This window comes from Winogradskyella flava (genome assembly GCF_014243395.1).
Taxonomy (GTDB): Bacteria; Bacteroidota; Bacteroidia; order Flavobacteriales; family Flavobacteriaceae; genus Winogradskyella; species Winogradskyella flava.
Window position 1 is genome coordinate 1,574,090 of record NZ_JACLCP010000001.1, and the last position, 22,326, is coordinate 1,596,415.

Below are 22,326 nucleotides of genomic sequence, written 5' to 3' on the forward strand. Positions count from 1 at the left end.
TCGAATTTTATGATGGATCCTTATTGTTAGTTATGTCGCTTATGTGTTCTTTTAAACCCTAAATAGCCAGCAATAATAGCAATTAAAAGCACGATACCATTAATCATCCAAGAAACCCATTTGAATTCTCTCTCGAATAATGACGTGTAACTTGGCCCGGGAAGTTCGGTCTGTATACAAATATTAATTGTATTTTGTTTAGAGTTAGAATTGACAAATTTGAAGTTTAATTGATACTCTGCATTAGCTTCAGTAAAAAAGCTATCGTCTTTGAAAATTTCTATGGGTTTGTTGTTATGTAAAATCTCAAAATTGGTTTGTATGGGTTGCAAAGAATCTATGTTGTCATAAGATCTAGGGTGCTCTAAACTATAACCTATGGTGTAGTAAGACTCAAAGTCTGTAGTGAAGGTCTCTGAAATGTTTAGTTCCTTTTCAAAAGGAAACCCTTCACAAAAAGCTATTACACTTCTGTCTGTTTTATCTGGGAACAAGTTAATAGCCATTTTAATGGCTAATAAGCCTAATGCTATAGTAATTATTTTTAAAACGGTTTTTGTCATTTGGTTGGTTCTAGCTGTGCTTCTTATTAAGGTCTATGGTTTTCCATAAGATTAAAACTCCAACTAATAGTATAATCAAACCTCCAATTAAAAAAGACATTCCATACCCTTTAGCAAATATTCCGCAAAAATAATTCAGGTATCTATTTATAATTCCTGATGAGTAAAATCCGGTTGCATAAATTCCTATAGTCAGAATTAGAACTATTATTGAATTTATAATTCCAAATGTGTTTTTCCAGTTTACTAAACTAACAATTATAATACCGATTAGTATAGATGCAAAAGTCCAGTATAATTGATTAAGAAAAAATTCTCCCATTCTTATGTCGGTCAAAGAAGCAAATGTTTTTATATCATCATTGAGAAGCGCATCAAATTTGTCTCCATGATATGTAACGTATTGTCGGTCAATTCCACTTATAATAAAAATTAGAGCGAAACATTCTAATAAAATGAGCTTGAGGTTAAATTGATTTATCATTTGTGACATTATACAAGAGGTGTTAATGTATAATTTCTTTGTGTGTTTGAGCAACTAAATTAGTAAATACAAACCGAATAGAAAATTCGCAAGGACTTTGGTAAGCAGGTAATAACAAGCAACTCTTATCCTGTTTATATTTCTAGATAACCAATATTCGTGCTTGTGTTATCTGTTCTTAAAATTACAAAACCCTAAGCACAATTTTATGCGTAACCTTACGTATATTTTAATAAAAAAATCCCCTAGAATTTCTAGAGGATTTGGAAGTGTTTGGATTACTTCTTAACGTCTTCGCTGCTTACGCTTTTTGCCACGATGCTTTTTCTCTGCTTTTTCCATGAAGGCTTCGTATTCTGCCATATCAATAGTGCCATTACCATCGGCATCCATTTCTGCAAAACGCTTTTGCAAACGTTCCTTTTTTGTGATTTCTTTTCTAGACTTAAACTCTTCGAAAGATAAAGCACCATCAGTATCTTGATCTAGAGCCTTAAAGCGCTCGTCAATGACTTCTGCTTTTATTTCTTCTCTTTGCTTTTTGTCCTTAAATTCATCTAATGATAGTGAGCCATCAGCATTTGTATCCAACTTCTGAAATAGTTTTTCTGGATTAGCTCTTTTCTTTCCCTTTCTTTCTTGTGCGCTTACAAATGATATGGAGCACAGTGCCACTGCAAGTAGGCTAAATTTTAATGTTTTTGAAATCATAATTTTATATTTTTTTATTCGCCATAGCTAAAGCTATTTGAAAGCATAGACGAATGGATTAATGAACACTAGTAGGACTCTAGAATTTAAAAAAGGTTTAAAAGATCTCTTTTAAAATGTCATTGTCTTCTTCGTCATCTTTTATTTCAACATTTTCGATAAGGTTTTTAGGCAGGTTATCTTTAGATGTGAATCTTAAAGGAAATGGTACCAAACAAGCCAAAAAAATCATAACTATTAAAGCCAGTAATCTGAACTTTTTTTTAATCTTCATATGTATAATAGCTTATGGCATCTCCAGAATTTGAGATGCTATTAATAATAGGTTGTGGTATAGCCATAAAGGCTATCTAAAGCTATTATACGATGTCGCTATAAAGCGTTTGATGCGTGCAGAATGTATAGAGCTTGGTCTGCAATTGTGCTGTTCTAAGCTCAAGAGTTTTGTGCGTATAGGTTTTGAAGTAGGACAAATCATGCAAATTTTGAATAGTTAGAAGCATTGTAAATGAATGCTCTGAAAACATGTTGTCTAAAACAACAGTCCCTTTATTTATAGCCTTAAATAAAATGGAACGACTAAAATCTTGGGCAGTACCCTTTACAACCAAAGTCGTTTTTGTGGCCTCAACAGGTAATTGATTTGCAAAGCCAGAAAATGAAACCAAACTCAGTAGGAGTGTTAGTCCAAAAAATAAAAAGTTGGTATTTTTTGCGATTTTCATATTCAAAGATAACAAATGTCTACTTATGGCTTAATTTGCCGCAAGCCTTCGTAAACTATAATACTTACTGCATTAGCAAGATTTAGACTTCTAATATGCTCACTAAACATGGGTATTTTGAATAGATTTTCCAGATGTTTTTCTGTTAAAGCCTTAGGTAATCCAACAGATTCTTTTCCAAATACTAAGAACATATCATTGGAAAAATCAATATCCCAATATGATTGTTGGCCATGACTAGAAAGGAAGATCATCTTTGCATCTTTATTATTTTTAAAGAAATCATCAATAGACTCGTAATGGATAACGTCTAGGTGTTGCCAATAATCAAGACCTGCGCGTTTTAGGCGTTTATCGTCTATTTCGAAACCAAAAGGTTTTACTAAGTGTAATCGCGAGCCTGTAGCTAAAGCTAGTCGGCCTATATTGCCTGTGTTGTTTGGAATCTCGGGTTCTATGAGTACGATGTTTAGTGGCATAATTACTTCCATTTTGTCATCCTGAACTTGTTTCAGGATCTCACTTTCTGATTTTTAATAATGATTAATCTCACTAATAAAACAAATGGAAAGCCGTGTAAAAGCACATCAAAATAGTCTTTAACTGTCATTCCATGTCCTCCTCCAACTAACCATTTCACTTTGCCTACAATATGCGGTTCTGGAAAAAAGGGCGCTAATCCTAAAGTTAAGCATAATAGAATTATAATACGCCAGTCATTTAAAAGTTTCATCTTATAAAATTGTATTTATAAACTCATCAGTAGCGTTAACCCCATTTTTGGTAAGATGTTTTATAAAAGCACTACCTATTATTGCACCTTTTGCATAAGTTGTAGCTTGTGTAAAAGTTTCATTATTGGAAATTCCAAATCCAACAATTTGTGGATTTTTAAGATTCATGTCGGCTATACGTTCGAAGTATTCGGTTTGTGTATTTCCAAAGCCCACTTTAGCACCTGTTGTGCTCGCAGAACTTACCATGTAAATAAATCCATCTGAAACTGAGTCAATGAAATGAATACGCTTATCAGAGGTTTGTGGTGTAATTAAAAAGACATTGATTAAACCATACTTTTCAAAGGTTGCTTTATATTCTGAGTGATAGACATCAACTGGTAAATCAGGAATAATTAGCCCATCAATACCAATGGCTTGACACTTTTCGCAAAAGGCCTCTATACCATATTGCAACATTGGATTAAAGTATCCCATGATAATCAAAGGAATGGATACGGATTGACGAATATCCTTAAGTTGTTCAAACAATAATTCGCTTGTCATTCCATTTTTAAGTGCTGCTGTAGAACTTGCTTGTATGGTTGGCCCATCTGCTAAGGGATCACTAAAAGGCAACCCTATTTCAATCATATCAACACCGCTTGTTTCAAGATTTTGAATAATAGTAGCTGTGTCATCTACATTGGGATAACCTGCCGTGAAGTATATGGAAAGCAATTTTTTGTCTTCCTGTAGTTTTTGATTTATTCTGTTCATGTTCACTTCCCATGAAAGTGGGAATTTTTTTAATTAAACTTATATTTTTTCGTCACCCTGAACTTGTTTCAGGGTCGCATAGTTTTCTCCTCTTGTGCGATGCTGAAACGACACTTCGACAAGCTCAGTGTGACAGTTCAGTATGACCTTGTTACAACTTAAAATAATCAATATAATTCTGTAAATCTTTATCTCCACGACCAGATAAGCTAATCACAACGATATCATCTGGGTGAAACGTTTTATGTTCAAAAATGGCAAGCGCATGGCTCGTTTCTATAGCAGGAATGATACCTTCTAGTTGTGCTAACTCCAAACCAGCTGTCATCGCTTCATCATCCGTAGCCGAATAGAATTCACCACGACCAGATTTATATAAATGTGAATGTAATGGTCCAACTCCTGGATAATCCAATCCAGCAGATATAGAATAAGGCTCTGTGATTTGACCATCAGGTGTTTGCATTAATAGTGTTTTACAACCATGAATAATACCTTCTTTTCCCAATGCGGAAGTTGCGGCACTTTCACCAGAATGAATGCCTTTACCTGCAGCTTCAACAGCGATAATACCAACATGTTCCTTATCTAAAAAGTGATAGTAGGTTCCGGCTGCGTTGCTACCGCCTCCAATACAAGCCACAACATAATCCGGATCTTCTTTACCTTCTTTTTCCTTTAATTGCCATTTGATTTCTTCTGAGATTACAGATTGAAATTTAGTCACCATATCAGGATAAGGATGAGGTCCAATTGCAGAACCAATAATGTAATGCGTATCTACAGGATTATTAATCCAGTCTCTAATAGCCTCATTAGTAGCGTCTTTAAGTGTACGACTGCCAGATAAAGCGGGAATGACTTTAGCTCCTAGCATTTTCATGCGTGCTACATTTGGCGCTTGCCTTGCGATATCAATTTCACCCATATACACAATACATTCTATACCCATTAGCGCGCAAACTGTCGCAGTTGCCACACCATGTTGGCCTGCACCAGTTTCAGCAATAATTCTGTTTTTACCCAAACGTTTTGCCATTAGGATTTGCCCAATCGTATTATTGACTTTATGAGCACCAGTATGGTTCAGGTCTTCTCGCTTCAGGTAAACCTTAGTATTGTATTTTTCTGAAAGACGCTTTGCGAAATAGAGAGGAGAGGGTCGACCAACATAATCTTTTAGTAATTGATGAAACTCTTCCTGAAATGAAGGTTCAGCCATTATTTTTAGATAGTTCTGACGGAGCTCTTCAACATTTGGATAGAGCATCTCTGGGATAAATGCGCCTCCAAATGCCCCGTAATAGCCTTTGTTGTTAATGTTGTAACTCATGTTTTAAGTATTTATGTCATGTCGAGTGAAATTCTAACAAGAATTTTGTATCAAGACCTAATGCTTCTCAATACAATTTTTTCATACTTCAAAAATCACTCGAAGTGACATGTTTTTTAAATTTTTCTAATTCTTCAATATGTTTTAATCCAGGTTCAATTTCAAATTTGCTGTTAACGTCAATGGCGTAACAATATTTTGATGCTAGACTCTTTTTAAACGCTTTAATTTTTTCTATCTCATTCAACCCAATACCTCCACTTAAAAAGTATGGCTTGGTAGATGGATAATCTTTAAGAACATTCCAATTAAAGGTATACCCATTTCCTCCTGGCAATTTTCCTTTGGTGTCAAATAAGAAATAATCGCAAACATCTTCATAGTTACTTAACACAGAAAAATCAAATTCATCTTTTATAGAAAAAACTTTAATGATTTCTTTATTAGTGGATTTTAATAGCCTGCAAATCTCAGGTGATTCATAACCATGCAATTGAATAGCATCAAGTTTATATTTTTCGATTTTAGCTACAATAACTTCTACTTTTTCATCAACAAAAACTCCTGCTTTTTTTATAGTCTTTGACATCTTTGGGATTGTGTCCTCAAAATGTCGCTGGGAATTTTCATAAAATATAAAGCCAAGATAATCTGGTTGCAATTGTGCAACTTCAGCGGTATTGGATTTCATGCCACAGATTTTTAGTTTCATGACTCTAAAGTGTTTATGAATTCTGTTGCACTCACTCCTGGATTATCTGTCTTCATGAAGTTTTCGCCAATTAAAAAGCCTTTGTAACCATAGGCTTGCAATGCTCTAATGGCTTCAACTGAACTAATACCGCTTTCGGAGACTTTTACAAAATCATTAGGTATAATCTGACTGAGTTGTTTTGAAGTTTCTAAACTGACTTCAAAAGTCTTTAGATTTCTATTGTTAACGCCGAGCATATCTAATGACGGCATAATAGATTTTTGTAATTCTTCTTCGTTATGTATTTCTAGCAAGACATCTAGGCTAAGACTTTTTGCTAGTTCTGAAAATTGTTTAATCTCTTCTCTTGTCAATATTGCTCCAATCAAAAGAATAACATCGGCTCCATAGGCCTTAGCTTCTATGATTTGATAGGTATCAATTATAAATTCTTTTCTCAGGAGTGGAAGATTACAACTCGCACGCGCCAGCAACAAATCGTCTAGCGAACCACCAAAATACTTTCCATCCGTTAACACGGACATACCACAAACTGCAGCTTCTTCATAACCAATCGCTACATCTTGAACATTCAAACTTTGATTAATAACAGATTTTGATGGAGAACGTCTTTTATGCTCAGCTATTATTCCTGAGGTACTTGCTTTTAATTTCTGGACAAGCGAGTTTGTTTTGCGCTCAAAGAGTATTGAAGCTTCCAATTGATGAATTGGAATCAGAGATTTACGTAAATCGACTTCTTTACGTTTATCAATTACTATTTTGTCTAATATATTCATACTTATTTCCTGCGAAGGCAGGAATCTATTTTAAATTTATAGCTTCTATTCATTTTGCCTTGATGCAAAACGAACCAAAAAATCACAATCAAAATTAGGAAATTGCTAAAGCACCTTTCACTTTTAGAACTTCGTGCTTAAGGCTGCGCCTCGCATCTTCGTTCTTTCGTTCATTATTTCTGAATTTTGATGATTCCGACTTTGTCGGAAATCAGGACTTTTATATTTACTTTATTTTGTTTTTAATTCCAATTGTTAATCATTCTTCCTAACTCCTGCTCAACTCAATTAGTTTGTCTAAACTCGCTTTTGCTTTACCATTTAATAGTGATGCTTTAGCTAATTCAAACCCTTCCATATGCGAAATCTGTTTTACAGTAGCTATGGCCAACCCTGCATTGGCACAAACCACGTTGTTATGTGCTTCAGTGCCATTACCATTAATGATCTTGGTAAATAATTCTGCAGCTTGCGGTACTGTATTCCCTCCAAAAATTTCGGTTTGCTCTACTTTATTCAACCCTAAATCTTCAGGTCCGAAAAGAGCTTCAGAATTATTAGAGATCACTTTTGTTTTACCTGTCAAAGAGATTTCATCATAACCATCTAAAGCATGAACGACCGCATAGTTTTTTTCAGATTCTTGATATAGGTAGCCATAAAGTCTCAGTAACTCTAAATTAAATACGCCAACCATTTGATTTTTCGGAAAGGCCGGATTTACCATTGGTCCTAGCATATTGAAGAATGTTTTTACACCTAGTTCTTTTCGAATTGGCGCTACATTTTTCATGGCAGGATGAAATAGAGGTGCATGCAAAACACAAATTCCCGCTTCATCCATACTGCGTTTTAAGAAGCCAATATCATTCGTAAATTTTATTCCTAAATGCTCCATGACATTTGAAGAACCGCACGCTGAAGAGACACCGTAATTGCCATGCTTTGTTACATGGACTCCAGCTCCGGCAGTTACAAATGATGACAAGGTTGAAATGTTAAATGTATCCTTTCCATCTCCTCCTGTACCACATAAATCAATGCTATTATAGTCTTCTAAATTTACTGGAATACATAATTCTAAAAGCGCATCTCTAAATCCGCGAAGCTCGTCTATAGTAATACTGCGCATCATGTATACCGTCAGGAATGAAGCTATTTGACTTTGGTTATATTTTCCGTTGGAAATATTCACCAAAACGTTTTTCGCTTCCTCACTTGAGATACTTTCTTGATTAATAAGTCTATTTAATAGTGCTTTCATATTTGTCATTCCTGTGCAGTTAGGAATCTATTTTAAATTTATCGCTTCTGTTCAAATTCCCTCTTTTTAGTCAATTGTCAATTACTAACTATTCACCCAATTCTCCAATATTTTTTTTCCATCCGGTGTTAGCACGGATTCAGGATGATATTGAACGCCTTTAACATCATAAATCTTATGTCTTAGAGACATGATCTGTCCATTATTGTCGAAAGATGTTGCTTCAAGACTATCAGGTAAATTAGTGTTAACCACCCAAGAATGATATCGACCTACTTCAAATGTTTTATCCAGTCCTTTAAACAATGTTTCATCGTCAACAGAAAGTGTAATATTAGTAGCAACACCATGGTAAACCTTATCCAAATTTTCTAAAGAACCGCCAAAAACTTCACCTATGGCTTGTTGTCCTAAACAAACCCCTAAAATACTTTTAGTAGGAGCATATACAGCAATAATTTCTTTAAGTAAACCGGCTTCATCAGGTATTCCTGGACCTGGTGATAAGACTATTTTGTCAAATGCATCAACTTCTTCGATGGTCAATTTGTCATTTCTTTTAACCGTCACATCACAATCTAAATCCTCTAAATAATGAACCAGATTATATGTAAAACTGTCGTAATTATCTATGACTAGTATTTTTTTCATAAGCCTTTCCCTAGCCCTTTCCAGAGGAAAGGGAATTTGTTTTTTGAATTAATAGTATTTGTTCTCAACTTTATGATTCTAACTGTATTTTTCACTCATCACTCATCACTCATCACTCATCACTCATCACTCATCACTCATCATTCATCACTCTTAAATATCTTTAGCTTGTTCAATAGCGTTAGTTAAAGCACCAAGCTTATTATATACTTCTTGTAATTCGCTTTCAGGATTAGATTTAGCAACCAAACCTGCACCAGCCTGCCAGAAGAGTTTATGATTTTTGCTTAAAAATGTTCTAATCATTATGGCATGATTAAAATTGCCTTCAAAATCCATAAAACCAATTGCGCCTCCATAATAAGCTCTACTTGTTTTTTCGTACTTTTCTATGAGTTGCATAGCCATATGTTTTGGCGCACCACTTAAAGTACCTGCAGGAAAGGTGTCTGCAACCACTTGCATGGTATCGGTTCCTTTATGCTTTAGCCCAGTTACTTTACTTACTAAGTGAATAACATGCGAAAAGAATTGGACTTCCCTATAGTTTTCGACAGTAACATCGTGACCATGTCTACTTAAATCATTTCGAGCTAAATCTACTAACATTACATGTTCACTATTCTCCTTGTCATCTTCAATAAGTTGTTCCGCAAGTTCAGCATCTTTAAGATCATTTCCTGTGCGTTTAAACGTACCGGCAATTGGATGTATCTCGGCTTTACCGTCACTTACTATCAATTGTGCCTCTGGTGAGCTGCCAAATATTTTAAAATTCCCATAATCAAAATAGAATAGGTAGGGAGATGGATTAATACTTCTTAAAGCACGATATACGTTGAATTCATCGCCACTAAATTGTTGTGAAAATCGTTTTGAAAGTACGAGTTGAAATACATCTCCTCTTGCACAATGCTTTTTCGCTAGTTCTACCTGTTGTTTATATGCTTCGTCCGAAAGATTTGACTCAATACCACCTTTGGTATTGAAATCATATGACGCATATTGTCGCGTTTGAATTAATTGAAGGATGTCATTAATATTATTTTCTGTATCAAAACAATGTGCGAAAATGTATGCTTCGTTTTTAAAGTGATTAATGGCGATGATGTTTTGATATACAGCATAATAAATGTCCGGAATATCAATGGAGTCTTCTTTTTTTGATATGTCAATATCTTCAAAATACTTTACAGCGTCATATGAGGTATATCCAAAAATCCCATTATTTATAAATTTAAATTTTTTCTTGGAGTCTACTTTGAATCGTTGTGTGAATTTGTGTATTTCTTCTACGACACCAACAGTATCTGTAAAGTTATGCTTTGAGCTGCCGTCTGGATATATTTGATAAATATTACCATCTTTAACTTTTATTGAAGCAATAGGATTACAACATATATACGAAAAGCTATTGTCATTAGCATGGTAATCACTACTCTCTAACAATATACTATTGGGGAACTTATCCCTTATTTTAAGATAAATACTTACAGGTGTAATAGTATCTGCGAGTATCTTTTTATAATGCGTATATAGGCTAAATGTTTTCATCAATTTTAATTAAAAAAAGGCTTGTCGTGAATGACAAGCCTTTTCTATATTTTTTATACCAAGGGTTATTTCACGAACATAAGTTTGAGAATTTCCACCACCAGATATGATTTGTTGTTATTTTCATTTGAATGTCAAATATAGAAATGATAATTTGTAATTTCAAGCGAATGAATTAATTTTTTGTTAATTATTTAATGTTCAGTGAATGGATTAATAACTTTATGCCATGAAGCAAATAATACTTTTATGCTTATTTGTTGTTTTTTCTTGCAAAGAAGAATCAAAAAATGCTGCTGAAGTTAAGGCCAATACGGCTGTTCCAGAAAAAAAAGAAACGGCTATTGATGTCTCGCAAATAGATCTTGAAATTTATGATTATGACGGCTTAGAGCCATTAATAAATAAAAAGGATGATAAAATCCACGTTGTAAATTTTTGGGCAACATGGTGTGCACCTTGTGTTAAGGAATTACCTTATTTTGAAAAATTAAATCAAGAATATAAAGATGAAAATGTTGAAGTGCTCTTGGTGAGCTTAGATTTTCCAAGAAACTATGAAACGAAGTTAAAACTGTTTATGAAAAAACATAATCTACAATCTAAGGTTATCGCCTTTGATGATGTTGATCAAAATAGATGGATACCTGCAATTAATGAAAAATGGTCAGGCGCATTACCGGCAACAATAATCTACAATAATAATAAGCGACAATTCTATGAGAGGTCGTTTACCCAAGAAGAATTAGAAATCGAATTAAAACAATTTTTAAATTAATAGACTTATGAATTTTACTAAAAAAAATCACGAACACTTAAACCGTAGAAGTGTGGTGAGTAAAACTTTAAAATTACTTGCAGTATTAGTGTTGGCAGTAACACTGTCTGCTTTTACAATTAATATTGATGGCGATGGTTATAAAATCGGTGATATCGCTACAGATTTTAGCTTGGAAAATATTGATGGAAGTATGGTTTCGTTAACTGATTATAATGACGCGAAAGGCTTTATTGTAATCTTTACTTGTAATACATGTCCTTATGCTGTTGCCTACGAAGATAGAATCGAGGCATTAAATAAAAAATATGCCGATGCTGGTTACCCTGTAGTTGCGATTATGCCGAATAATACGGATATAAAACCAGGAGATAACATGGAGGCTATGAAAGCAAGAGCAAAAGCTAAAGGGTTTACCTTTGCTTACTTAATGGATAAGGGACAAAAGATTTATCCACAGTATGGAGCAACAAAGACACCACACGTTTATATATTAGAAAAAACCAAAAAAGGAAATATTGTAAAGTATATAGGGGCCATTGACGATAATTATAAGGATGCTAAAGCAGTAACAACTAAATATGTTGAAGATGCCGTAAATGCCTTGTTAAACAAACAGGACATTGAGATAAAAGAGACAAGAGCAATTGGTTGCTCCATTAAAGTCTAAGTATTACCTAAAAGTTAAATTTTGAATCCGGAGTGTAACACTTCGGATTTTTTTACGTCTATATCATAAGGAAATGTTAATTTTGTTCAATAAAAATGTTAGAAATAGTGGATTTATCGCAACATGATTGGACAGAACAGCTTAATGAAGACAATAATGCCGTTGTCTTGGATGTTAGAACAGAAGAAGAAATAGGGTTGGGTATGATACCTAATTCTATTCATATTGATATATATAAAGGGCAGGGTTTTATCGATGCGATAGAACAATTAGATAAAGCCAAGAATTATTATGTGTATTGTAAGGCTGGTGGACGCAGTGCTCAAGCTTGTGCAATAATGAACCAATTAGGATTTAAAACCACCTATAACCTCAAAGGAGGTTTTAGCGAATGGCAAGGTGAGGTAGCCAACAAATAAATTAAAAATTATTCCGTCGTCGCGGAACATTATAAGATGAAAAAAAATTTTACCATCTGTTGTCTTTTATTAGCAATGAGTTTCAGCACAAGTTGCTTAGACAGTAAAGAAGTTAGTGCAGATGTAAAACTAGTCACTGCTGAAGAAATGAAATCCATCTTAGAAATGGAGGATGTACAATTGGTCGATGTCCGCACACCAGAAGAACATGACCAAGAGCATATTGTGAACTCACAAAATATCGATTTTACGTCTCCTACCTTTGATGACGATATTTCTAAGTTGGACAAGGCAAAACCAGTGATCCTATATTGTAAGGGAGGTAATAGAAGTGCAAAATGTGCGCGAAAATTAAAAGAAGCAGGTTTTAAAAAAATATATGATTTGGAAGGAGGCATTTCTAAATGGAAACATTCCGATAAGTTAAATATCGAAGTAAAATCTTAAACATTCAAACCGAGTTATCTGCTCGGTTTTTTTTATGCTGTATGGTTAGCTGATTATTTCATAAGGTTTTTATAAATTAGACGACTCTTAAGAAATAATAAAAGCGCAACGGTTACATTTGCGTTTTAACAACAAGTATATGGCACTTAAAAAAGGACTACTCTACTGCTTTTTAACTATTTGTTTTTTATTCAATTTACATTCCCAGATTCTAGAACCAGTTAAATGGGAATCAACTGTTGAGAAAATTTCAGACACTGAATTTAAGTTAGTCTTTAAAGCCAAAATAGAAAAAGGTTGGTACATATATTCGCAACACCCGATGAGTGAGGATAGTTTTGCTCCAACTACTTATTTTGAATATAAAGATCAGGATAATAATTACAAACTAGAGGGAGATACTTCCGAACCAAAGGTAGAACCAGTTTTTGATGAGATTTTTGAAGAAAACGTTGTGAAATTTAAGGGTGAAGCTGTATTCTACCAAAGAATCAGTCTAATAAATAGGACATTAAATCAGGTTGAGGTTTTTGTGTCATATCAAACATGTGATAGTTCAAAATGTATTCCTGGTGATTATACTTTTAACCTTTCATTAGATGGTTCTATAGTAGAAAAGAAAGAAGTCATTATTGATGAACGCAGTAAAAGGCTTTCAGAAGCCTTGGATCTTAATGTTTCAGGTTGGGACAAGTACGAAGAACAAAATGTAGAGGAGAAAAGCAATCTAACTATTTTCTTTTTGGGCTTTTTAGGAGGTTTAATAGCATTACTTACGCCTTGTGTGTTTCCTATGATTCCCCTTACTGTTTCATTCTTTACAAAGAGCGCCAGTGATCCCAAAAAAGGATTATTTAATTCTATCTTATACGGTTTCTTCATCTTTTTGATTTATGCTTTATTAAGTATTCCTTTTCATTTATTAGATTCATTAGATCCAGGAATCCTAAATAATATATCTACTAACGTAACGCTAAATGTGATATTCTTTGTGATTTTTATTGCTTTTGCATTTTCGTTCTTTGGCTATTATGAATTAACCTTACCTCAGTCTTGGAGTGCTGCAATGGACAGTAAAGCTAATAAGATAGGTGGTTTTATAGGTGTTTTTTTTATGGCTTTGACATTGGCAATTGTATCATTTTCTTGTACAGGTCCAATATTAGGTACTTTACTAGGTAGCTCGTTAACAGCCGATGGCGGAGCAACACAGTTAACAATGGGAATGAGTGGTTTTGGCTTGGCATTGGCACTTCCTTTTACCTTGTTTGCCATGTTTCCAAAATGGTTAAACTCACTGCCTAAATCTGGTGGATGGTTAAATACGGTTAAAGTAGTTTTAGGTTTCATTGAATTGGCATTAGCGCTTAAATTCTTGTCTAATGCGGACTTGGTGGAGCATTGGGGACTTTTAAAAAGAGAAGTGTTTATAGGTCTTTGGGTCATCATAGGAATAGGTTTGGTACTTTATCTTTTTGGAAAAATAAAGTTTCCACATGATAGTCTGCTTCAAAAATTAAGTAAAGGAAGAATTACTACAGGCATTTTAGTCATTGCATTTGTCATCTACTTAATACCAGGTCTCACAAATACAAAATACGCCAACTTAAAACTACTAAGTGGTTTTCCACCTCCGATGTTTTATAGCCTATATGAAAAGACATCAGAATGTCCATTAGATCTTAATTGTCATAAGGATTTCGAACAAGGCGTCGCAGCTGCAAAAGCAGAAAATAAGCCAATTTTGTTAGACTTTACAGGCTGGGCATGTGTGAATTGCAGAAAAATGGAAGAGCAGGTGTGGAGTACATCAGATGTATATGATATGTTACAGGACAATTATGTGATTATTTCACTTTATGTCGATGATAAAAAAGAGTTGCCAGAGGGTGAACAATTTCAATATTTGAGATCTAATGGCACAGTTAAAGACATTGAGACCATAGGTGATAAATGGGCAACATTGCAAACTATAAATTTTAAAAATAATTCTCAGCCATACTATGTTCTATTAGATCATAATATGGAGCTTTTAAATATAACAAATGCTTATGAACCTAATGCTGAGACTTATTTGGAGTGGTTAAAAATGGGATTAGAGAATTTTAGGAAGTAGATTAGGCTTCAAAATAGACCTCTTCAAAAGGAATTCTAAAGCGTGGGCCGTAAATGCCCTTATTGGCTCGGATACCACAGCCAACGACCATATTTATTTCTGCTCCTCTTGGAAGCTTTAAAATTTGTTTTACCCTAAGTGTATCACTACCTTCCATAGGGCAAGTATCATAACCAATTGCCGCCATACTGGTCATAAAATTCTGTGCGGCCAAACCAGCACTTTTATGAGCTACGATGCGCATATCACTTAATCGCGTTTGTCTATAAATGGGTTTAAACAAACCAATAATTTGAAAGATAAAGTATTTTATGTAGCCCAATATTCCTAAAAAGTCTGTATAAATAGTAGGAATTAGTTTTTTGTAGTAATTAATGGCCATTTTTTTACGTTTTAAATCACGTTCACTAAGACCTTCCTTATTGTAGACTTTATTTAGGAATTCAACATTCGCTTTAGCCCGTTTACGCCACAAATCTTTACGGGTAACTACAACAACTAATTGCTGTGCCGTCTTTGCAGCACTTTGATTAAAACAAGCTTCTGCCAGTCGTTTTAATTTATCCTTGTTAGTAACATGGTAAAATTCCCAAAGTTGCAGGTTGCTGCTTGTTGGAGCCAGGGAAGCATTGACTAAGCATTGCTTTACTTTTTCGGAATCTATTGGGTCGTCTGTGTAGACTCTAGTAGAGCGTCTGTGTGCAATAGCTTCGGAAACCGTTTTTTCCATTTTTTGTAAAAATTATGTAAAGATTTGATGATATATTTTATCTCCAATCCAGTATCCAAAGCCTAAAACGAATGGATAACCAATAAATAGCCAGAGATAGTCAATAATCGAAAGTTTATTGAATCCTAAACTTCCATCATTGGAAAGTAATGAAATAAAGTCATACCAAGATTTAATCCCTAATTTAATGACTAAGCCATTTGCTAAAATGGCAATTAATAAAATGGTAATCCCTACGATATAGATTTTAAGCATTTTTTAATTTATCTGAATGCAATTTTCGCAACTTCGCCAACTTTGGGTCAATCACAAAATTACAATAACCATAATCAGGATTGTTCTTATAAAAATCTTGATGTTCCTTTTCTGCCTCATACAAGGTAACAGCCTCAGAAACTTCAGTAACTATTGGGTTTTTGTAGTACTTAGCTAGTTCTCTTATCACGACTTCTGCAATTCCCTTTTGGTTTTCGTCATTATAAAAAATTACCGAACGATATTGAGTACCGCGATCTGCACCTTGTCTGTTAAGAGTAGTAGGATCGTGTGTAGTCATAAAAATGACAAGAATATCCTCGTAAGAAATTACACTAGGATCAAAAGTAACTTGAACAACTTCGGCATGCCCTGTTAAACCAGAGCATATTTCTCTGTATGTTGGTCTTCCTGGTACATTTCCACCAGAATAACCAGAAACAACTTTTCTTACACCATTTATTTCTTGAAATACTGCTTCTGTGCACCAAAAGCAGCCGCCACCAACCGTAGCGATTTGTAAATTTTTAGAAGTCATTAGGCGTTCTCGGTATCTAAAGTCATGGATTCTGAATTAATACAATAGCGCAGTCCACTTGGCTCAGGTCCATCAGGGAAAATATGTCCCAAATGTGCATTACAAGTATTACACATTACTTCCACACGCACCATACCAAAAGAAGAGTCTTTTTCGTACTTAATGGCATTTTCCTTAATAGGCTGTGTGAAGCTTGGCCAACCTGTACCAGAACTAAATTTAATTGTAGAATCAAATAAAGGTGTGTCGCAACAGACACAATTGTATTTACCTTCATCATAGATGCTGCAAAGTGCACCGCTATGTGCGCGTTCTGTACCCTTTTGTCTTGTAATTCTGAATTGTTCTGGAGTTAATTGAGCCCTCCATTCTTCTTCTGTTTTTTCAACGCGTCTATCTGGCGTTGGATTTCCGTTTACGGAAAAGTTGATAACATCTTTCCAAGTTAGCATACTTTGTTTTCCTTTCTTTGTGTAAGTTAATAATGTATTAATTAGGTCAGAAACAACCTCATTGTTGAAATAAGAAATTTAATCTCGATTGAAGTTGTTTGGTTTCTTTTCTAATTAATAAATATGCTTTTGAATATAACTATAAAGATAGTCGAAAAAAAGACCAAAAACTTTCAAATTTTTGGTCTTTTAAAATAATTTCGAGATTAGATTTAACTTAATGTAAAATATGTAGTAGCAACTGCAATTATTAGTATGATAAGTACGCTAGAAACAAAGGTTGCACCTATTTTTGTTTTCTTATCTTTTTGAAAAATATAATCTCGTCTTTCTTCTTCTTTATCTTTTATGAATTTCATAATTATTTAATTTTTGGTTCTTTTTAATATAAAAGAATTTAAAGCCATTTTCAAGTTTTTTAGATGGGTTAACAAAATTATAGTAGTGTTTGTTAAGGATTGTTAATGGCAGATTAATTGGTCATAATTTGATGAGCACTATAATATGCCTTGGTAATTTCTTAAATTGTAGCACAAAATGAGATGATTCTATTAATTATTATAACCAGTAATTAGTAGGGTTCAAAACAAAGAATTACATGCAAAAAATAATCATCATTTTCACAGTTGTAGTGACAATGTCATTGTCTGCTCAAAAAAAGAAAACGTATATATATTCCATAAAAGGGGAGGATACATTGAGTCTCGATGTTTACACACCAAAGAATATTAAGAAAAATGATAGCCTACCTGTATTGCTATGGATGCATGGTGGAGGGTTTTCTGAAGGGAGTCGCGCTGATTCCGATGATGTGAAGTTAGCTAAATATGCGGTTAAAGAGCAAAATTACATAGGAATTTCAATGTCCTACCGACTATTGAGAAAAGGAACAAAAACAGGTTTTGGTTGTGAGTGCTCGAGAGATCTAAAACTTGAAACATTTAAACAAGCTGTTGTTGATTATATGGATGCTGCAAAATATATTATCGAGCATGCTGATGAACTTAAGATTGATACCACCAAGATTATCGCAGGCGGAAGAAGTGCAGGTGCTGAAGGTGTTTTGAACGCCGTTTTTATGCGTGAATTTTTTGTTGATAGTTTGGAGAATTACAACCACGTTAATTTTGCTGGTGTGTTTTCATGCGCTGGAGCCATTGTAGATGCTCGTTACATGACTAAAAATAATGTGATACCAGCAGTTCTATATCATGGCACACAAGATCAATTAGTGCCCTATGGTAGTGCCCCACATCATTACTGTGCTCCAGAACGTGATGGCTATATTATGTTGGACGGTTCAAATGCGATTGCCGAAAAATTGGCTGATTTTGAAAGTTCATTTTATTTTAAAATCGTAAAAGAAGCAGGACATGAAATTTCCTCGATTCCTTTCGCAGACTTGGATAAAATCTTCAACTTTTTTGAGCAGACCGTTATAAATGATGAGGTCATCCAAACTAAAGTTATTCAAACTAAAAGTGAATAAATATCCTTTCTTAATTTAAAAAAGGTATAAAACCTTTATTTCGTTTTTGAAAGTTTTTAGGAGTCGGAGAGATTAACGTCGTTGTTCTCTAGTATTTCCAAAGTTGCAAATACAACGGCCTGTCTTTGCAAGACAGGTGCCTGAAAATATAAAAACCCATTCAAGTAAACTTGATGAGTTTATATATTTTCATTCACAACGCAGTTGTGAGTGTCGTGGAGTCGGAGAGAATCGAACTCTCGTCCAAACAAGTAATCAAAGAGCTTTCTACACGCTTAGTCTATTCTTGGGTTTTCGATTATAAGCTGGTTAAAGACAACCTACTTAAAACTTAGCTTCTTAATCTCGAATGGGCATCAAAGCACTACCCAATCTTAGTTAATATTTACGATGCCTCTAAAAAGAACGCCATTAACCAAGGCTTTCTGGAGACATTTAGCTTGTACACCTCGTGTACCTAGGCCAATCTTACTATAATTCAGATTATGCAGCTAAAGCGTAGTTATTCTCGCCGTTTAAAATTTGGTCTAGCCTTTTACGTGTTTCAATGCCATTACACGACGTGCTTACCATTTCATTAATCTCGCTGTCAAAACCAGTCGACCCCAAAATTTAATTGAAAAGGATGGCGAAGTTACAAAAAAAGTTGTGCAACCTCTTAAATCCAATTATTTTCGTGCAAAAATTATTCCAGACTAAAAACTAACCATTTTGGCAGTTTTAAAATAGATCATTATGAAATTCGCTATCATCAAAGAACGTAAAAACCCGCCAGATAGACGTGTGGTATTATCACCAGAAACTTTAGCCGAAGCCAGGAAACGATTTCCTGATGCGCAGTTTGTGGTTGAATCTTCTGATATTCGTGTGTTTTCAGATGAGGCTTATGCTAGATTAGGATTTGAAGTGACTAATGATGTCTCTGATGCGGATGTGATGATTGGTGTAAAGGAAGTGCCAATAGAACATTTAATTTCCAATAAAAAGTACTTTTATTTTTCCCACACTATTAAAAAGCAACCTTATAACAGGAAGCTTTTGGTTGCTATGTTGAAGAAAAATATTGAAATGTACGATCATGAGACCATAGTTCGTGAAGACAATATGCGTTTAATAGGTTTTGGTCGCTATGCTGGTTTGGTGGGTGCTTACAATGGTTTTAGAGCTCTAGGGTTAAGGGATGGATTATTCAATTTGCCAAAAGTGGAAACACTTGCCGATCTAAACGAGGTCAAATCAAAACTTGATAAAATCACGGTTCCCAATATTAAAATTTTATTAACTGGTACTGGGAAAGTAGCTCATGGCGCTAAGGAGATTTTAGATCATTTAGGTATTAAGGAAATAAGTGATGCCTTATATCTGACTTCAAAATTTACAGAACCCGTTTACGTCATGGCTGACGTTATGGAATATGCTAAGCGTGTTGATGGTAAAGTAGGCGATAAGTGGGAATTCTATAAAGATCCAACAGGTTATGAAAGTAATTTTATGCCTTATGCCAAGGAAACCGATTACTTTATTGCTGGTCACTTTTATGGGAATAATGCGCCTTTTCTATTTACTAGGGAAGATGCCAAACATCCCGATTTTAAAATTAATCTGGTAGCGGATATCTCATGCGATATCGATGGACCTGTAGCGAGTACGATTCGTCCATCCACTATCGCAGACCCTTTTTATGGTTACGATCCTCAAACCGAAAAAGAAGTGGCTTTTGATACTAATGACGCCATAACAGTTATGGCAGTTGATAATTTACCATGTGAATTACCCAAAGATGCTAGTGAGGGTTTTGGGGAAACCTTTCTAGAGCATGTTATCCCAGCATTTTTCAATAATGATAAAAAAGGTATTTTAAATAGGGCTAGGATTACCGCAGAAGATGGTCAACTTACTGAGCGTTTTAGTTATTTACAGAATTATGTAGACGGGAAAGAATAGCTTAATTTAATCTTTCATGTAGTTTCTTATGGAAGTCTAAAATAACGCTTAAACTTTTTTGGTCCAACCTCTGGCAATGCACTATAGCATTTTCAACATCTGTTAGTAGTACATTAAAGCCTCCGTTTTCAAAAATATTGCCAGATTGTTTTTTAAATGCACCACCATCAATGATAGCTTCTTTTAAATCATTGACTTCATCAATATTAGGTAATTTAACAAAGGTCATCTTTTCAAAATTATCTAAATCCTCATTAAGACTAAACACTAAATCATTTACTCTATATCCAAATCGTCTCACATCATTTTCAGTGACTTCCTGAGCTTGTAGTTGGGCCAATTCGTTATAAATAGTATTCTTAATACCAACTGTTTTTTTGTAGAACATAGTAAGTTCTTGATGTTGTAGATATAGGTTTTTTAAGTGATTATACTTACTTACTTTCTTTTTTAGCAAGTGCTAAATGAAACTTGCAAAACGCTTTGTCCCAATCAATAAAAGTCTCAGAAAACAACTTTTCTCTTTCTGTAACAAGTTCGCCATATCCCTCTTCTATGGTTTTCTTTTTATAGGTTTTTCCTTTAAACGCAAAAGAGTTGTCTTTGGTTGTACCTTGTGCAATTTCTCCAGCTTTAACCATTAAGGATTCAATGTTTTTTACGGGTTGCATTAATGTCTCTAAATCCTTTTTGAGCTTTTCGTAGTTAGATGCTCTAAGATCTACTCCATCAAGCTCTTTTTCAAGAGTATCTATTTCAGGAATATTTATAAATCTGTTTTCAAATGAATTACCAAACTCATTTAGTAATTCTTTACCATGATTTTCTGAAGCAATGAAGTTTTCGAACTCTTCAACACTACAAAATTTCTCTGCTTTTTTATTGACATATTGTTGGTAAATAAGCTGAGTCATTTCTTTTTGAAGTTTTTCTTGATTCCCAAATAATAACCAAGGAGAATTTTCATTGCTTTCGCAAGGCACAAAAGGAATTTTGGCATTGTCTTGACGCATATCGTTAGGTGGGTGACTTGCGTACATGTTCACCTTAGAATGTTCTGAGCCTGTAAAGAATGTTTTACCGCCTCTCTTATCTTTTGGTAAGGCATTTAATAACGCAGATTGCGCATCTTTAATTCTAGAAAGACTTAAGTTGTTATGGGTATATAAGTTCTCAGTAAATAACTTCTTTTGTGATGCTAAATAGGCATAATTTATGGTGCTATTCCATTTTTCGAAACCACTATCTAGTTTCCACAATCCAGAAATAATAGCATCACTACCTGAAGTACTTATAGCTACTTTATCCGCATTAAACTCCATTTCTCTGGACAATGAAGAGTACATAATATTAAGAAATTGATAAAACAAATTAAGTACTTGTCTAATTAGCCAAATAATAGGCGTAATAATCCAAGCAGCAAAAGATAACCTTAAATCAGACGCTCTCCATTGATCTAAAAGATCGTCCCATTTATCTCTATCAAAAATCATGTCATGGATTATGGTATTGGCAGAAATAATGTAACTACCAATCTTCATACTACGTTGGGAAAAGTGACCAAATTCATGACTCATAACAGCTTTAAATTCAGATAAGTTTAAGCAACTAACCAAGCCTAGCCCAATGGTGAGCTCTTTCTTAACTGGTAGAAACAAACTTAGCCACATATTGGTGTAAGACACGTAGGCATTAACATCTGGATCGGCATAAATAGCTTTTGGTTTAGGTGCACCAGTTTCGTTACATATTTTTAATATAAAACTCCAAAGTTCTGGATAGTCTTTTTTGGTGAGTTTGATTCTGTTTTCTCGCTTATGGTTTTTTAATTTGAAAATGAACTTCAACGTGAAAAAGAAGAGCATCACCGAACCTGCAACTGCACCTACTTTGCCTAAAATGGTCACTTTATTAACATTGCCAATGTCATAGGTAATTGCCCAATGCACTAGGTAGCCTAGGGCTACAACAAGGGCTCCATATAGTACAAAGAATAATAGTATGGATAGTATTGCTAAGAACGCTCTGGTTTGATAAGATGCTGGTAAAGCAGTTAATTTTTTTGGTACCTCAATTGGGCTTGGTGGATATAAATTTGTAGTCATTTCTATGAAAATTGGTAAGAAATATAGGAATTTATGTATGAACATAATTCACCAATTATCGATAATAGATTAACAACAATTATTTTCTATAAAATGAATGGGGTAAAC

General features: G+C 34.2%; 27 protein-coding genes and 1 other RNA gene. 7 read left to right on the top strand and 21 right to left on the bottom strand.

Features of this window, described 5'->3' with window-relative positions; translation table 11 throughout:
• Window positions 1-26: 26 nt before the first annotated feature.
• The 13 genes from H7F21_RS06710 to H7F21_RS06770 form a co-directional block, all read right to left on the bottom strand.
• The gene (locus tag H7F21_RS06710) at window positions 27-563 is read right to left on the bottom strand and encodes a hypothetical protein (protein ID WP_185788424.1); all 537 of its coding nucleotides are present in this window, start codon (window positions 561-563) and stop codon (window positions 27-29) included.
• 10 nt (window positions 564-573) lie between these two features.
• Window positions 574-1,047, bottom strand: coding sequence for a hypothetical protein (locus H7F21_RS06715; RefSeq protein ID WP_185788425.1), 474 nt, complete (start codon window positions 1,045-1,047; stop codon window positions 574-576).
• 285 nt (window positions 1,048-1,332) lie between these two features.
• Entirely contained in the window at window positions 1,333-1,758 is a 426-nt protein-coding gene (locus H7F21_RS06720) for an EF-hand domain-containing protein (RefSeq protein ID WP_185788426.1), read from the bottom strand.
• 97 nt (window positions 1,759-1,855) lie between these two features.
• Window positions 1,856-2,032 carry a hypothetical protein gene (locus tag H7F21_RS06725; protein ID WP_185788427.1) on the bottom strand — a complete coding sequence of 59 codons (177 nt, stop codon included), beginning with the start codon at window positions 2,030-2,032 and terminating at the stop codon, window positions 1,856-1,858.
• 85 nt (window positions 2,033-2,117) lie between these two features.
• On the bottom strand, window positions 2,118-2,483 hold the full coding sequence (locus tag H7F21_RS06730; protein WP_185788428.1) for a hypothetical protein: 366 nt from the start codon (window positions 2,481-2,483) through the stop codon (window positions 2,118-2,120).
• Between the two features lie 23 nt (window positions 2,484-2,506).
• Complete coding sequence (locus H7F21_RS06735; RefSeq protein ID WP_185788429.1) at window positions 2,507-2,962, bottom strand: tRNA (cytidine(34)-2'-O)-methyltransferase; 456 nt, start codon at window positions 2,960-2,962, stop codon at window positions 2,507-2,509.
• Window positions 2,963-3,217: 255 nt separating this feature from the next.
• Window positions 3,218-3,979, bottom strand: coding sequence for a tryptophan synthase subunit alpha (gene trpA, locus H7F21_RS06740; protein ID WP_185788430.1), 762 nt, complete (start codon window positions 3,977-3,979; stop codon window positions 3,218-3,220).
• A gap of 151 nt (window positions 3,980-4,130) precedes the next feature.
• Window positions 4,131-5,312 carry a tryptophan synthase subunit beta gene (gene trpB, locus H7F21_RS06745; RefSeq protein ID WP_185788431.1) on the bottom strand — a complete coding sequence of 394 codons (1,182 nt, stop codon included), beginning with the start codon at window positions 5,310-5,312 and terminating at the stop codon, window positions 4,131-4,133.
• Window positions 5,313-5,400: 88 nt separating this feature from the next.
• Complete coding sequence (locus H7F21_RS06750; RefSeq protein WP_185788432.1) at window positions 5,401-6,024, bottom strand: phosphoribosylanthranilate isomerase; 624 nt, start codon at window positions 6,022-6,024, stop codon at window positions 5,401-5,403.
• A complete protein-coding gene (trpC, locus tag H7F21_RS06755) occupies window positions 6,021-6,806 on the bottom strand; it encodes an indole-3-glycerol phosphate synthase TrpC (RefSeq protein WP_185788433.1) in 786 nt (261 codons plus the stop codon). The genes H7F21_RS06750 and trpC overlap by 4 nt, the downstream gene beginning before the upstream one ends.
• A gap of 268 nt (window positions 6,807-7,074) precedes the next feature.
• On the bottom strand, window positions 7,075-8,070 hold the full coding sequence (gene trpD / locus H7F21_RS06760) for an anthranilate phosphoribosyltransferase (protein WP_185788434.1): 996 nt from the start codon (window positions 8,068-8,070) through the stop codon (window positions 7,075-7,077).
• A gap of 84 nt (window positions 8,071-8,154) precedes the next feature.
• Complete coding sequence (locus tag H7F21_RS06765; protein WP_185788435.1) at window positions 8,155-8,721, bottom strand: anthranilate synthase component II; 567 nt, start codon at window positions 8,719-8,721, stop codon at window positions 8,155-8,157.
• Between the two features lie 153 nt (window positions 8,722-8,874).
• Complete coding sequence (locus H7F21_RS06770) at window positions 8,875-10,275, bottom strand: anthranilate synthase component I family protein (RefSeq protein ID WP_185788436.1); 1,401 nt, start codon at window positions 10,273-10,275, stop codon at window positions 8,875-8,877.
• 229 nt (window positions 10,276-10,504) lie between these two features.
• Between H7F21_RS06770 and H7F21_RS06775 the strand changes: the two genes are divergently transcribed.
• The 5 genes from H7F21_RS06775 to H7F21_RS06795 all read left to right on the top strand — a co-directional run bounded on the left by H7F21_RS06775 (window position 10,505) and on the right by H7F21_RS06795 (window position 14,705).
• Window positions 10,505-11,053: a TlpA family protein disulfide reductase gene (locus tag H7F21_RS06775; RefSeq protein WP_185788437.1), complete on the top strand. Its 549-nt coding sequence runs from the start codon at window positions 10,505-10,507 to the stop codon at window positions 11,051-11,053.
• Between the two features lie 7 nt (window positions 11,054-11,060).
• Entirely contained in the window at window positions 11,061-11,723 is a 663-nt protein-coding gene (locus tag H7F21_RS06780; protein WP_185788438.1) for a thioredoxin family protein, read from the top strand.
• Window positions 11,724-11,818: 95 nt separating this feature from the next.
• The gene (locus H7F21_RS06785) at window positions 11,819-12,142 is read left to right on the top strand and encodes a rhodanese-like domain-containing protein (protein ID WP_185788439.1); all 324 of its coding nucleotides are present in this window, start codon (window positions 11,819-11,821) and stop codon (window positions 12,140-12,142) included.
• Window positions 12,143-12,178: 36 nt separating this feature from the next.
• Entirely contained in the window at window positions 12,179-12,589 is a 411-nt protein-coding gene (locus H7F21_RS06790; protein ID WP_185788440.1) for a rhodanese-like domain-containing protein, read from the top strand.
• Window positions 12,590-12,728: 139 nt separating this feature from the next.
• A complete protein-coding gene (locus tag H7F21_RS06795) occupies window positions 12,729-14,705 on the top strand; it encodes a protein-disulfide reductase DsbD family protein (RefSeq protein ID WP_185788441.1) in 1,977 nt (658 codons plus the stop codon).
• A gap of 1 nt (window position 14,706) precedes the next feature.
• On the opposite strand, the gene H7F21_RS06800 is transcribed toward H7F21_RS06795, so the two are convergent.
• The 5 genes from H7F21_RS06800 to H7F21_RS06820 all read right to left on the bottom strand — a co-directional run bounded on the left by H7F21_RS06800 (window position 14,707) and on the right by H7F21_RS06820 (window position 17,039).
• Window positions 14,707-15,435, bottom strand: a complete 729-nt coding sequence (locus H7F21_RS06800) for a nitroreductase family protein (RefSeq protein ID WP_185788442.1) — start codon at window positions 15,433-15,435, stop codon at window positions 14,707-14,709.
• Between the two features lie 12 nt (window positions 15,436-15,447).
• Complete coding sequence (locus H7F21_RS06805; protein ID WP_185788443.1) at window positions 15,448-15,690, bottom strand: DUF7672 family protein; 243 nt, start codon at window positions 15,688-15,690, stop codon at window positions 15,448-15,450.
• Window positions 15,683-16,228, bottom strand: coding sequence for a peptide-methionine (S)-S-oxide reductase MsrA (msrA, locus tag H7F21_RS06810; protein ID WP_185788444.1), 546 nt, complete (start codon window positions 16,226-16,228; stop codon window positions 15,683-15,685). Before msrA ends, H7F21_RS06805 begins: the two co-directional genes overlap by 8 nt.
• Window positions 16,228-16,680, bottom strand: a complete 453-nt coding sequence (gene msrB, locus H7F21_RS06815) for a peptide-methionine (R)-S-oxide reductase MsrB (RefSeq protein WP_185788445.1) — start codon at window positions 16,678-16,680, stop codon at window positions 16,228-16,230. Before msrB ends, msrA begins: the two co-directional genes overlap by 1 nt.
• 212 nt (window positions 16,681-16,892) lie before the next feature.
• Window positions 16,893-17,039, bottom strand: coding sequence for a hypothetical protein (locus H7F21_RS06820; protein ID WP_185788446.1), 147 nt, complete (start codon window positions 17,037-17,039; stop codon window positions 16,893-16,895).
• Between the two features lie 239 nt (window positions 17,040-17,278).
• On the opposite strand from H7F21_RS06820, the gene H7F21_RS06825 reads away from it, so the two are divergent.
• Window positions 17,279-18,169 carry a carboxylesterase family protein gene (locus H7F21_RS06825; protein WP_185788447.1) on the top strand — a complete coding sequence of 297 codons (891 nt, stop codon included), beginning with the start codon at window positions 17,279-17,281 and terminating at the stop codon, window positions 18,167-18,169.
• Window positions 18,170-18,382: 213 nt separating this feature from the next.
• Here H7F21_RS06825 and ssrA read toward each other — a convergent pair.
• Window positions 18,383-18,776, bottom strand: a transfer-messenger RNA (tmRNA) gene (gene ssrA / locus H7F21_RS06830).
• 128 nt (window positions 18,777-18,904) lie between these two features.
• Here ssrA and H7F21_RS06835 point away from each other — a divergent pair.
• Entirely contained in the window at window positions 18,905-20,113 is a 1,209-nt protein-coding gene (locus tag H7F21_RS06835) for an NAD(P)-dependent oxidoreductase (protein ID WP_185788448.1), read from the top strand.
• 1 nt (window position 20,114) lies between these two features.
• Here the strand turns inward: H7F21_RS06835 and H7F21_RS06840 are convergent, their stop codons facing one another.
• Window positions 20,115-20,501, bottom strand: coding sequence for a hypothetical protein (locus tag H7F21_RS06840; protein WP_185788449.1), 387 nt, complete (start codon window positions 20,499-20,501; stop codon window positions 20,115-20,117).
• Window positions 20,502-20,547: 46 nt separating this feature from the next.
• Window positions 20,548-22,218, bottom strand: coding sequence for a M48 family metallopeptidase (locus tag H7F21_RS06845; protein ID WP_185788450.1), 1,671 nt, complete (start codon window positions 22,216-22,218; stop codon window positions 20,548-20,550).
• Window positions 22,219-22,326 lie beyond the last annotated feature (108 nt).